The organism is Stenotrophomonas sp. BIGb0135 (assembly GCF_024810105.1).
Classification (GTDB): Bacteria; Pseudomonadota; Gammaproteobacteria; order Xanthomonadales; family Xanthomonadaceae; genus Stenotrophomonas; species Stenotrophomonas maltophilia_AB.
This window is the reverse complement of sequence record NZ_JANUDX010000014.1, coordinates 1-13,138: the sequence shown is the minus strand read 5'-3', so window position 1 is coordinate 13,138 and position 13,138 is coordinate 1. Positions and strand designations below refer to the sequence as shown.

At 69.2% G+C, this 13,138-nt stretch carries 8 protein-coding genes and 1 pseudogene; 3 read left to right on the top strand and 6 right to left on the bottom strand.

Features of this window, described 5'->3' with window-relative positions:
• From M2421_RS19885 to M2421_RS19865, 5 genes are all read right to left on the bottom strand, one after another.
• Complete coding sequence (locus M2421_RS19885; RefSeq protein WP_259210056.1) at positions 1-429, bottom strand: hypothetical protein; 429 nt, start codon at positions 427-429, stop codon at positions 1-3.
• Entirely contained in the window at positions 426-1,757 is a 1,332-nt protein-coding gene (locus tag M2421_RS19880; RefSeq protein WP_259210055.1) for a phosphatase PAP2/dual specificity phosphatase family protein, read from the bottom strand. The genes M2421_RS19885 and M2421_RS19880 overlap by 4 nt, the downstream gene beginning before the upstream one ends.
• Complete coding sequence (locus M2421_RS19875; protein WP_259210054.1) at positions 1,754-3,508, bottom strand: bifunctional alpha/beta hydrolase/class I SAM-dependent methyltransferase; 1,755 nt, start codon at positions 3,506-3,508, stop codon at positions 1,754-1,756. The genes M2421_RS19880 and M2421_RS19875 overlap by 4 nt, the downstream gene beginning before the upstream one ends.
• A gap of 38 nt (positions 3,509-3,546) precedes the next feature.
• Positions 3,547-4,152, bottom strand: a complete 606-nt coding sequence (locus M2421_RS19870) for a CDP-alcohol phosphatidyltransferase family protein (RefSeq protein WP_259210053.1) — start codon at positions 4,150-4,152, stop codon at positions 3,547-3,549.
• A gap of 76 nt (positions 4,153-4,228) precedes the next feature.
• Entirely contained in the window at positions 4,229-6,775 is a 2,547-nt protein-coding gene (locus M2421_RS19865; RefSeq protein WP_259210051.1) for a tetratricopeptide repeat protein, read from the bottom strand.
• Positions 6,776-6,953: 178 nt separating this feature from the next.
• On the opposite strand from M2421_RS19865, the gene purH reads away from it, so the two are divergent.
• From purH to purD, 3 genes and pseudogenes are all read left to right on the top strand, one after another.
• A complete protein-coding gene (gene purH / locus M2421_RS19860; protein WP_259210050.1) occupies positions 6,954-8,537 on the top strand; it encodes a bifunctional phosphoribosylaminoimidazolecarboxamide formyltransferase/IMP cyclohydrolase in 1,584 nt (527 codons plus the stop codon).
• 17 nt (positions 8,538-8,554) lie between these two features.
• A pseudogene (locus M2421_RS19855) lies at positions 8,555-9,421 on the top strand (hypothetical protein).
• 72 nt (positions 9,422-9,493) lie between these two features.
• On the top strand, positions 9,494-10,777 hold the full coding sequence (purD, locus tag M2421_RS19850) for a phosphoribosylamine--glycine ligase (RefSeq protein ID WP_259210049.1): 1,284 nt from the start codon (positions 9,494-9,496) through the stop codon (positions 10,775-10,777).
• Between the two features lie 565 nt (positions 10,778-11,342).
• Here the strand turns inward: purD and rpoH are convergent.
• Complete coding sequence (rpoH, locus tag M2421_RS19845; protein ID WP_259210048.1) at positions 11,343-12,218, bottom strand: RNA polymerase sigma factor RpoH; 876 nt, start codon at positions 12,216-12,218, stop codon at positions 11,343-11,345.
• Positions 12,219-13,138: the final 920 nt, after the last annotated feature.

Here is a 13,138-nt window from a genome sequence, read left to right as displayed (position 1 = left end):
TCATGCGGCCATCCGCAGCCAGAGTGCGGCCAACAACGTGGCCGCCTGCAGCAGCACGCACACCGCCTGCCCGCGCAGCAGGCGGCACATGCCCTGCCAACGCAGCGGCCAGTCACGCGGGGACGCTGCCGCCTGGCGCAGGCCAAGGGCATGCAGCGCAGCGTCGATCGGGTCCGGTGCCGCATCCGGGTGCGCCTGCAGCAGCCCGTCCAGCAGCGCACGGTCAAAGCCGATACGTACGGCGAAACAGGCCTGGCCCACGCCCGCCAGCAGGCTCAGCAGCGCGGCACCGGCCACCGCGGATGCACCCGCCGGCAGCACCACCAGCAGCGCCAGCGCGGCAGCGGCCAGCAAGGTGGAGATCACCGCCGGCACCCGCGCCTGGCGCAGCAGCGCGGCCATCGCATGCACCTGCATGGCCATGCTCACGCGCGTACCCCCGGCAACCCGGTGGCACGCGGCAGCTGCACGGCCTGCGCGATCGCATCGCGATGGCGCTCGTGCAGCACGATCCAGGGGCAGTCCAGGCGGAGCAGTTTGATCGCGGCATCGGCGCTGTCGGCGTGCCCGCTCTCGCACAGCCAAGTGGCCAGCGCGGCGGCGCTGCGCGAATACCCCAGTGCGCAGCACACCAGCACCTCGCCACGCCGGTGCCCATGCGCGATCGCCTCGGCGGCGCGGCGCAGTTCCTGCGCGGTGGGTGTGGCCAGGTCCAGCATCGGCACGCTGCGGTAATGGCGCACCTTGGCGCGGAACGGCAGCTCGGCGCTGACATCCACCACGGTCGGCATCGCCAGGGTCGCGCCCGCCTCCGGCATCCGCCCCAGCCATACCCCATCGATCACCAGCTGCGGCTGCGGCGCGTGCCGGGTCCACCAGCGCGAGTTCCACCACGCCGCCAGCAGGTAGGGCGCCAGCAACCAGCATGCGGCCACGCTCAGGCGCCCATCCTCCTGCTTCTGGAACACCGCCGTGCCCAGCGCGGCGTAGCCCAGTGCCACCATCGCCAGCGAAAGCGCCGGCCAGCCCAGCCACAGCACCCAGCCGCTGAAGGTCAGCGCCAGCGAGGCGCACAGCGCGCTGCCCAGGCCGTACACCGCGGCCAGTCGCCAGCGCGCGCCGTCCTGCGCCCACTGCCAGTGCGCCAGCGGGGAGCGGCCGTGCGCCGGCCACACCCAGACACACAGCCAGCCCACCGCCACGCCGGTGGGGACATCGACGAAGTGATGCTGCCAGGTGGTCAGCACCGACAGCCCGATCAACGCGAACCACGCGTGCAGCGCCGCGCGCCACCAGCCACGCAGGTGCTGCTGGTAACGCACCCACAGCACCACCAGCAGCACGATGTGCAGCGAAGGCGCCTGGTTGAACGGCTTGTCGAAACCCAGCAGCACATCGAACAGCCAGCCAAACACACCGGCGGTTTCCGGCCGTTCGAGGCTGAAGCGCAGCGGCCACAGCAGGAAGCACGCCACCGACAGCAGCTGCGCGGTGAACAGGCGCCGCGCATGCATGTCCAGCTCGGCGCGGTGGCTGCAGATGAAGAACGAGGCCACGTAGAACAGGTCGATGGACCAGTACGGCACGATGGTCCAGGCCTGGAACGGGATCTTCGCCTCCCAGTCGAACACGATCGAGGGCACGTACGGCAGGCGCCCGGCCCAGGCGTTGGCCAGGCCGTAGCTGAGGAAGAAGAACGGCCCCAGCACGGCCAGCCAGAGCAGTGCACGCCGCCATGGCCGCGTGCCCTCGGTCATTGCATCACCCGCCGCGCCAGCGACACGGTGAAGATGCCGAAGCGATCGATGCGCTGGGTGACCTTTTCGAAGCCGGCCAGGCGCACCAGCTCGTCCATCTCCTGCTGGGTACGGCGGCGCATCACCCAGGCCGCGCCTTCGCGGTGGCTGGTGAGGGCGCGCGCGATGAACTCCAGCTGCGGGTGCCATGGCTGGCCCGTATAGACGAGGTAGCCGCCTTCGCGCATCGCCGCGGCGATGCCCTGCAGCGAGCGCAGCACCGCATCGTTGTCGGCAAACAGTTCGTACAGGCCCGAGACCGTGGACAAGGTGGGTGCGATCGGCAGCGCCGCCAGCGAGGCCGCGTCGAACGCGTCGCCCTGCTCGAAGGTGGCGATATCGTCGGCGCCGAAGGCGCTGATCAGCTTGCGCCCGTCGCTGACATTGCGCGCGCTGAAGTCGCGCAGGGTGATGGATTCGGCGCGCTGCTCGCCGTGCGCCAGCGCGTCCAGCACGTAGCGGCCATGCCCGGCGGCCACGTCCAGCACCCGCACCGGGCGCCCTTCGCCGTGCAGGTGCAGGGCCGCCAGTTGCAACAGCTCGCGCACATGCGTGCGGCGGATGCGGATGCCGCGCCAGCCGATCGCGTCCAGGTAGTTGCGGTCGATCATGCGGCCCAGCGGCCCGCGTCCGCGGGCCTCGTCGCGGTAGATGTAGTCCAGCGTGCTGCCCGAATCGAACCCGCTTTCCAGGCCCAGCGCGATGCCCTCGGAGAGCGTGCCGCCGAAGCGCAGACCGGCCCGGGTGAAGCGCCAGTACGCATCCTTGGCGCTGTTGCGCTCGGGGGGCCAGGACAGGATCTCCGCTTCGTCGAAGGTGGCGCCGTGACGGTGCGCATCGCGCAGGCTGGGGCGGACCAGCGGCTGGGCGAAGCGCTCGCCGAGGAAGCGACGGATCGCCGCGATCGCCGGCGCGCGATCACGCTCGCCCAAGGTGTCGTGGAAGAAACCGGGCAGCAGGTGGCGTTCCTTGACCGGCGAGGACAGCCGCTCGTAGAAACGGTCCTGCGGCGCGCGGTGGACCACGAAGTCCGAGCCGGACACCAGCAGCTGGGTCGGCACGGTGATCGCCTGCGCATCGCCCACCACCCGTTCGGCGGCCTCGTACAGGCCGAGCAGCACGCGCACCGAGATCGGCCGGGTGATCAGCGGATCGGTGCGGTAGCTTTCCACCCGCTCCGGGTCGTGGGTGAGCCATTGCGGCTTGACGTAGCTGTTGACGAAGAAGTTGCCGCGCAGCATCTGCATCAGCTTCAGGCCCGGCACCGCCAGCGGTACATACAGCTTGACCTTGAACGCCGGGGAGGCCAGCACCAGCGCGCGCAGCGCGGGCGCATAGTCGTGGACCCAGGTCGCGGCAACCACCGCGCCCACGCTCTGGGCGATGATCGCGATGTCCTGCACGGCGATGCCATGCTGCTGGCCGATGTGCGCGATGAAGCTGTCCAGGTCGCGCACCAGCGCCTCGAAGCCCGGCGCGTCGCCGCGCTCGCCCGGCGATTGGCCATTGCCGCGTGCATCCCAGGCGAACACCTCGGTGTCGGGCAGGTCCAGTTCGTCGACCAGGTGGGCCACCCGGCCCGAGTGTTCATGGCCGCGATGGAGCAGCACCACCGCGCGGCGGGGTGCAGTCGATCCGCTGCCCGCCCAATGCCGGTAGAACAATGGCTGGCCATCGAAACTGTGGAACTGCAGGTGGTGCTGTGCGCGCATGCGTCACTCCGTTGTGCAGCGAGCGGGATCCGGCCAGGTCAGCCGGTCTCCGCCAATCCGTGTTTAACGCGTCGCCAGCCGGTGAGCACGCACAGTGCCGCCGCCGCCCACGCGATCCCGCCCACGACGGCGCCGTCGATCCAGCCCGGCGCCAGCAGCACGCCCAGCACGCCGATCACGAACGCCCGGTCGCTCTTTCCCATCGGCCCGTCGTAGCGCCGGCTGGCCCCCACCATCAGCCCCAGGACGCCAGCGTACTCGCAAACCGCGGCCATCCACGTCAGGGTCCACAAGGCAGCCGGATTCACCCCCGGCACGCTGAGCAGGCTGAGATACAGCGCGGCATCGGCGAGGAGGTCGCACAGTTCATTGAGATATGCCCCCAGCCGCGACTGCTGGCCGAATTCGCGCGCGAGCATGCCATCCACGGCGTTGAGCGCCATGCGCAACAGCATCCACAGCGGCAGTGCGAGGTACAGCAGCGGCTGCGCCGGCGCCCACCACCACACGGCCGCGGCCACCAGCAACGAGACCAGCGCGGCGGCCACGGTGACGGTGTTGGCGGTGACGCCCGCGCGATGCAGGCCGCGTACGCCCGGGCGCAGCAGGTCCTGGAAGCGCCCCTTCAATGCATAGATCGACATGCCGTACCGTCCTCCTGACCGTGGCTAATCTACCTGCCCGCACAGGGGCAGGGGAATGCTGTACGTCGGTATCGACTCACCCCGCCACCAGCAACTGCCGCCAAAGCTGCAGGAAGCGGTCGGAGTACCAGTAGCCTTCGCTGCGCATCAACTGCTCCGGCAGCCCGGCGGAAAGCACGTAACGCTTGGCGAAGCGCTGCTCGAACTGGCGCTTCAACCGGGCCAACTGCGCCGGATCGCTGTCCAGCATCGCGCAGGCCAACACGCCCAGCCAGCCGTCCACCTCGTCCGGCTCGCGGGTAAAGGCCTGCTCGAACAACTGCCTGGCGTCCTGCGGCCGCCCCAGGTCCAGCAGCATGAACCCATAGTTGCGCTGGGCCTCGATGTTGTCCGGCTGCGCCTGCAGCAGCTGCTGCATGCGGCTGGCCGCCTCGCCGGTGCGGCCCAGGTGGAACAGCAGGTAGCCGGCGTGTTCCAGCAGCTCCGGGTCCGGCTGCGCCCGCGCCGGCTGCGCGCGTTGCAGCGAGTCCAGGCGCACCCACGCCGCCTCGAAGTCGGGCGTGGCCGCCGCCGGGTCGCCGGCCGACAAGGCCATCGCGGCGCGGTTGAACCACGGGCGGTAGTCCTCGGGCGACTCCTCGATCGCGGCCTGCAGCGCGGCGCGTGCGCCGGCCGCATCGCCACTGTCGGTGAGCGCGCTGGCCAGGTTGAGATGGATGCTCATGCGCTGCTCGCGCTGCCCGGCGGCGTCCAGGTCCGGCGCCGACGGCAGTGTCAGCGCGGTGCGGTATTCCTGCACGGCCTTGCGCGGCTGCTTGAGCTGCTGCAGGTACAGGTTGCCCAGGTTGAAGTGCGCGTCCAGGCGCTTGGGCTGCAGCCGCATCGCCGCGCGGTAGGCATCCACCGCCAACGCATGCTGGCCGCTGTCGCCCAGCGCATTGGCCTGGTTGAGGCGCAGGCCGTAGTTGTCGGGGAAGCGCGCCACGCCGTTGCCGGCCACCACCGCCGCCTCGCGGCTGTCGCCCAGCTGCAGCAGCATGGCCGCGTAGTTGATGAAGGCATCCGGCGACAGGTTGCCGGGCAGCGTCACCAACTGGGCGTAGTAGCGCCGCGCCGTGTCGGTCTGCCCGGTGCGGCTGTAGTGGAAGGCCAGGCGCTGCTGGATGTCCAGGTTGCCCGGCTCCAGTTGCACCGCCCGCAACAGGTCCTTCTCGGCCGCGGCATCATCGCCCAGTTCGTGCAGGACGTTGGCGCGGTTGAGCAGGCCGATGGTCTTGAGCGGGGCACGCTGGAGGTAATCGTTGAACGTGTCCAGCGCACGCTGGTGCTGCCCCAGCCGGGCCTGCGCCACGCCCAGGTTGAGCCAGGCGGTATCCAGGCCGGGATCCCGCCGTACCGCCTGCGCGAACAGGTCCGCCGCGGCCTGCCACTGCCCTGCCCGGCTCTGCGCCTGGCCCTGGTTGAACAGCAGCTGCGCCTGGTTCTCTGCCGGCAGCATACCGGCCTGCGCCGCCACGGCCGCGCTGTCGCCCTTGCCGCCCTTGCCCTGCAGCGACAGCCGGTTGGTCAGCACCCTCGGGTTGCCCGGGTCCTTTGCCAGCGCACGGTCGTAGGCGGCCAGCGCCTCGCGGGTGCGGCCCAGCCGCTCCTCGACCACGCCGATGTTGAGCCAGGTATCGGCATCGTCCTTGCCCAGCGCCAGGGCCGCCTTGAAGTCCTGCAGCGCCCCGGCCGCATCCCCCATGTCCAACCGGGTCACGCCCCGGTTGTAGGGATACAGCGGTTCGCTCGGCGCCAGCCGCATGGCCTGGCCATCGTCGGCCAGCGACTGGCTGGAACGGCCCAGCGCGTGCTGGGCCAGTGCGCGGTTGCCGTAGTAGCCGGCCACCTGCGGCGACTGCGCGATGGCCTGGTCCAGCAGTTCCAGCGCGCGCCGTGGCTGGCCCAGGTGGTGATACGCCTGCGCGGCGTGGAACTGGATATCGGCCTGCTGGCCGGTGCCCTCGGGGTCGTCGCGGTAGGCCTGCTCGTAGGCGGCGAACACCTCCAGCATGCGCGCGTTGTCGTGCTGCTGGTTGAGCAGGAACAGGTAATTGCGGAACAGGCTGCTGGCGTGGCCACCGGCCTGGAGCGCTGCCGCGTAGTCGGCCAGCGCGCCCGCGGTGTCCCCGCCCTTGGCCTTGGCGGTGCCCTGCAGCTGCAGGCTTTCGGCATCGGTCGGGTCGACCTGCAGCGCCTGGGCGGCGGCGGCCAGTACCCCGGCATTGTCCTCGGTCGCCGCGGCGATGTACGCCTTCAGGCGATACAGGCGGGCCTGCCGCGGGTCCACGGCGATGGCCTGGTCGATCAGCCGCCGGGCCCCGGCCCAGTCCTGCGCCTCGTAGGCCGCGTTGGCCTGCTGCTCCAGGTCCTCGGGGGTCGCCCCGTCGGCATCGACCGCTGCGTCGGCGTCCGTCGCGTCCCGCGCCGACGCCGCTGCGGTTGCCACGTCCACCACCTCCACCTCTACGGGCGCATCGGCCACGCGGGCGGCATCCTGCGCCTGCGCCTGCGCGGCGCCCATCAGGCTGGCCCACGCCGCGACGCCGGCAAGCAGCGGCACTTTCCATGTTGCTGTCGACACGATCTTGACCTGCAAATCCCTGGCAGAGCGCGCAGCCTACCCCAGTGCCACGGCCTTGCGGGGGCCGGTTGCGGTGCCGGATGCGGCCAGCCGGGGCCAATATCGGCCGGCGGCGCCCCTCGCCGGCCCCCACCGCCTACAATATCGGCCCCGCTCCGCTGCCGATTGCCCTGTCCCCATGACTGCTGATCTGTTGCCCGTTCGCCGGGCCCTCCTGTCCGTCTCCGACAAAACCGGTCTGATCGACCTGGCCCGCGCCCTGGCGGCGCGCAACGTGGAGCTGCTGTCCACCGGCGGCACCGCCAAGGCGATCCGCGACGCCGGCCTGGCAGTCAAGGACGTGGCCGATGTCACCGGCTTCCCGGAAATGATGGACGGCCGGGTCAAGACCCTGCACCCGCTGGTGCATGGCGGCCTGCTCGGGCGTGCCGGGCTGGATGAAGCGGTGATGGCCGAACACGGCATCGGCGCGATCGACCTGCTGGTGCTGAACCTGTATCCGTTCGAGTCGGTGACGGCCAAGGCCGACTGCACGCTGGAAGACGCCGTGGAGAACATCGACATCGGTGGCCCGGCGATGCTGCGTTCGGCCGCGAAGAACTTCGCGCGCGTGGCGGTGGCCACCGACCCGTCGCAGTACGCCGACCTGCTGGCCGAGTTGGAGGCCAACGATGGCCAGCTGTCGGCAGCCAGGCGCTTCGCCTTCTCGGTGGCCGCGTTCAACCGCGTGGCGCAGTACGACGCGGCGATCAGCAACTATCTGTCTGCCGTCACCACCACCGACACCGCCGTGCCGGTGCGTGCCGAATTCCCGGCGCAGATGAATTCCAGCTTCGTGAAGGTGATGGACCTGCGCTACGGCGAGAACCCGCACCAGAGCGGCGCGTTCTACCGCGACCTGTACCCGGTGCCAGGCACGCTGGCCACGTTCCAGCAGCTGCAGGGCAAGGAACTGAGCTACAACAACCTGGCCGACGCCGATGCGGCGTGGGAATGCGTGCGCCAGTTCGACGCGCCGGCCTGCGTGATCGTCAAGCACGCCAACCCGTGCGGCGTGGCCGTGGGTGCCGGCAACGGCGATGCCTACGAACTGGCCTACGCCACCGACCCGACCAGTGCGTTCGGCGGCATCATCGCCTTCAACACGCCCCTCGATGCGGCTACCGCGCAGGTGATCCTGGACCGCCAGTTCGTGGAAGTGCTGATCGCCCCGGACTTCGAGCCGGCCGCGCTGGCATACGCGCAGAAGAAGGCCAACGTGCGCGTGCTGCGCATCCCGCATGGCGATGGCCGCAACAACTACGACACCAAGCGGATCGGCTCGGGCCTGCTGGTGCAGTCCTCGGACAACCGCGGCATGCGCCGTGACGAACTGAAGGTGGTCAGCACGCTGGCGCCGACCGAGAAGCAGTTCGCCGACCTGCTGTTCGCCTGGAACGTGGCCAAGTTCGTCAAGTCCAACGCCATCGTCTACGCCAAGGACAACCGCACCATCGGTGTCGGCGCCGGCCAGATGAGCCGGGTGTACTCGGCGCGCATCGCCGGCATCAAGGCCGCCGATGCGAACCTGGTGGTGGAAGGCTCGGTGATGGCCTCCGATGCATTCTTCCCGTTCCGCGATGGCATCGATGCCGCCGCGGCGGCCGGCATCAAGGCGGTGATCCAGCCGGGTGGCTCGATGCGCGACAGCGAAGTGATCGCGGCCGCCGACGAGCATGGCCTGGCCATGGTGTTCACCGGCGTGCGCCACTTCCGCCACTGAATCAAGGAGCGACACGGATGTCTGCCATGCCATTGAAGTCCCTGCTGGCGCTGGCGATCGGCGCCAGCGCAGTGCTGGCCGGCTGCAAGCCGGCCGCTGCACCTGCCCCGGCGCAGCCGACCGCTCCCAGCGCAGCGGCGGCCGCTCCGGCCACCGCCGCCCCGCACGTCAGCCGCACTGCCCGCCTGCAGGCGTTCCTGGCCCAACGCTACGGCAAGGACGCGCGGCTTTCCTAGGGCTGGCGCGGCACGTGGACGCAGGACGGCCAGGCGCGCGCCACCGACTGGACGGTGTGCGCCGAGCAGCCGGTGGTGAGTGGTGACAGCTGGCAGCAGCTGCTGGCCGTGTGTGGCGAGCTGGTCGAGGGCGGCCATGCCGACCCCGGCACGATCGACTTCTACGTGCTGCGCCCGGCCGCGGACGGCTTCGACGTGGCGGCCGAACTCACCGGCGGCACCTATGGCAGCAGCGGCCGCCCGGGCACGGTGGAGATCATCCGTGCCGGCAGCGATTTCTACGGCTTCCGCAACGAGAGTGGCTGGTATGGCCAGGGTTACGCGCTGCAATCGCAGGCGTTGATCCTGCCCGGCCCGAACGGGCTGGTGGACACCGGCAGCGTGCGCAGCCACATCGACAACACCGCCGCCTACGACTGCGATGACGCCGAGCAGGCCGACGACTGCCGGACCCGGACGTTCAACCTCGATTTCGCCCTGCGCATGGACGACAGCGACCGCAGCGCACGGACCTGGCCGCTGGTGATCGAGGAGACCGGCATCGAGTGCGGTGGCAGGCAGGTGCGGCGCGAACATCGCTTCACGCTGGACCCAAAGACCTGGACCTACGCCTTCCCCGACGCCCTGCAGCGCGAAGGCTGCCAGTAATGCCCTGGCGCGGTGCAGGCGCGTCCTGCACGGCGTAAAATCGCGGTCCTGCTCCCCTCCGCGAGAACTGCATTGAAGATCCTGGTCATTGGCGCCGGCGGCCGTGAACACGCCCTGGCCTGGAAGCTCGCCCAATCCGCGAACGTGAGCGAGGTCCTGGTGGCGCCCGGCAACGCCGGCACCGCCACCGAGGCCAAATGCCGCAACGTGCCGGTCAAGGTCACCGACCTGGACGGCCTGCTGGCGCTGGTCGCCGACGAAGGCATCGCACTGACCGTGGTCGGCCCGGAAGTGCCGCTGGTGGCGGGCGTGGTCGATCGTTTCCGCGCGGCCGGCCACCGCATCTTCGGGCCCACCGCCGCCGCCGCGCAGCTGGAGGGCAGCAAGGCCTACGCCAAGGATTTCCTGGCCCGCCACAACATCCCCACCGCCTTCTACGCGGTGCACACCGAGGTGGCGCCGGCGCTGGCTTATGTCCGCGAGAAGGGCGCACCGATCGTGGTCAAGGCCGACGGCCTGGCCGCCGGCAAGGGCGTGATCGTGGCGATGACCCTGGCCGAGGCCGAGGACGCGGTGCGCGACATGCTCTCCGGCAATGCGTTCGGCGATGCCGGCGCGCGCGTGGTGATCGAGGAGTTCCTGGACGGCGAGGAAGCCAGCTTCATCTCGATGGTGGACGGCACCACCGCGCTGCCGATGGCCACCTCGCAGGACCACAAGCGCGTGGGCGACGGCGACACCGGCCCGAACACCGGCGGCATGGGCGCGTACTCGCCGGCCCCGGTGGTGACCGAAGAAGTGCATGCGCGGGTGATGCGCGAGGTGGTCAACCCGACCGTGCAGGGCATGATCGCCGACGGCATTCCGTTCACCGGCTTCCTGTATGCGGGCCTGATGATCGACGCCAGCGGCGCGCCGAAGGTGATCGAATTCAACGTGCGCTTCGGCGACCCGGAAACCCAGCCGGTGATGCTGCGCCTGCAGTCGGATCTGGTGGACCTGCTCGACGCGGCCATCGATGCGCGCCTGCACGAGGTGGACGCGCAGTGGGATCCGCGTCCGTCGCTGGGCGTGGTCATGGCCGCATCGCCCTACCCGGAAACGCCGATCACCGGCGATGTGATCCACGGGCTGGATGCGGTGCCGGCGAGCGCCAAGGTGTTCCATGCGGGCACGGTGCTGGACGCGCAGGGCCAGGTGCTGAGCGCCGGCGGCCGGGTGCTGTGCGTGGCGGCGCTGGGCGACAGCGTGGGCGCTGCGCAGGCCAACGCGTATGCCGGCGTGGCGGCGGTCCGCTGGGCCAACGAATTCCACCGCAGCGACATCGGCTGGCGGGCGATCGCGCGGGAATCGTAGATCCACGCCATGCGTGGATGAACGCAGCCGGCCCCCCAGATCCCCCCATGTCACGCCACACCGAAAAAAGAAGGGCCCGGCATTGCCGGGCCCTTCATCGTTCGCACGCCATCGCCCGCCAACCGTAGATCCACGCCATGCGTGGATGAACGCAGCCTCGACTCTCAATTCCCCATGTCACGCCACACCGAAAAAATAAGAAGGCCCCGGCATTGCCGCGCCCTTCATCGTTCGCAGGCAATCGCCCGCCAACCGTAGATCCACGCCATGCGTGGATGAACGGAGCCTCCAGCCTCGATTCCCCATGTCACGCCACACCGAAAAAAGAAGAAGGGCCCGGCATTGCCGGGCCCTTCATCGTTGGCTGGCCATCGCCGGCCAACCGTAGATCCACGCCATGCGTGGATAAACGCAGCCTCGACTCTCGATTCCCCATGTCACGCCGCACCGAAAGACGAACCGCCTGGCATTGCCGTGTCGGAGAGATGAGCGATGAGACAGCGCCACCGGAACAGAAAAGGCCCGGCAGTGCCGGGCCTTCTGTTCACACCATTGCCACCGCGTATTACGCAGTAAACAGCGCCTTCATCTTCTTCAGCGCGTTCGCTTCGACTTGGCGGATGCGTTCGGCCGACACGCCGTACTCGTCGGCCAGCTCCTGCAGGGTCACCTTGCTGTCTGCGTCCAACCAGCGACGGCGGATGATGTCGCGCGAGCGTGCATCCAGCTCGGCCATGCCTTCGCGCAGCAGCTGCAGCTTGTTGTCTTCGCTGTCGGCACGCTCATAGGCCATGGACGGGTCTTCCGCGTCGGCCACCAGGTAGGCGGCCGGCGACGGCGGGGCGTTTTCATTGTCTTCGTCGCTGGGCGCGTCGAAACCGATATCACGACCGGACAGGCGCGATTCCATTTCGAGCACTTCGCGCTCGGACACGTTGAGGTCCTTGGCCACGGCGCTGACTTCGGCCGCGTTCATCCAGCCCAGGCGGGTCTTGGACTTGCGCAGGTTGAAGAACAGTTTGCGCTGCGCCTTGGTGGTGGCGACCTTGACGATGCGCCAGTTCTTCAGGATGAACTCGTGCATTTCCGCACGGATCCAATGCACCGCGAAGGACACCAGGCGCACGCCCATGTCCGGGTCGAAGCGCTTCACCGCCTTCATCAGGCCGATGTTGCCTTCCTGGATGAGGTCGCCCAGCGCAAGGCCGTAGCCGTTGTAGCCACGGGCCACGTGCACCACGAAGCGCAGGTGGGAATGGACCAGTTCGCGCGCGGCGTCCAGATCCAGCTCGTCGCGGAAGCGACGGGCCAGATCCTGCTCGTCATCGACCGACAGCACCGGGATCTGGTGCACGGCACCGATGTAGGCGTCCAGCGAACCGAGCGCACTGGGGATCGGGAGATTGTTTGCCACAAGGGCAGTAGAGGTGTTCTGGCTCATAGCACTCATCTTAGCAGTCCGGGAATTGGACTGCTAAAGGGGAAAGAAGTTCCAGCGTTCTGTTGATGGGACGCTGGCACCGATCACCCGACTAACGTACCGCGAAATGATGACAGTGGCGAGGGGGTCGGGAGGGCTAAAGATAGTTGTTTAATTTCAATAGCTTGGATTGAAATGCGCGGGGGCGGGCTGTGGATTTCTGCTGAACGCGGTGTCTGGCAGGGCCTATTCAGGCGGATAAGGTTGTCCGGCATTCAGCCCCCCATCGCGGCGCCTGCGGGCTGTGGTCCGGGGTCGTGGGTGGGTGGGGTCGGGGTTGGTCGGTGGCCCATCCAGGCGTGGCCTGGATCTACGGGTGCTGGGCGGGGTCGGGGTTGGTCGGCGGCCCATCCAGGCGTGGCCTGGATCTACGGGTGCTGGGCCGGTCGGGGTTGGTCGGCGGCCTATCCAGGCGTGGCCTGGATCTACGGACGTCGTTGGGCGGGTCGGGGTTGGTCGGTGGCCCATCTAGGCGTGGCCTTGGATCTACGGGTGCTGGGCCGGTCGGGGTTGGTCGGCGGCCTATCCAGGCGTGGCCTGGATCTACGGACGTCGCTGGGCGGGTGGGGTTGGTCGGTGGCCTATCCAGGCGTGGCCTGGATCTACGGACGTGGCCGCGCGGTCAGGGTTGGCCGTGGCCGGCATGGCCTGCGTCGACATCAGCCCACCCGCCGAAGCCGACCGCCGAAGCCGCCATCTCCGGTAGTGCCACGCCATGCGTGGCAGGCCAGACAATGACGAAGACAGAGCGTGGCAGGCCAGACAATGACGAAGACAGATGCGTGCCAGCCAGACAACGCCAGGTTGGTCGGTGGCCCAGCCGAGCATGGCTCGGCTCTACCAACAGCCCACCCGCCGAAGCCGACCGCCGAAGCCGCCAT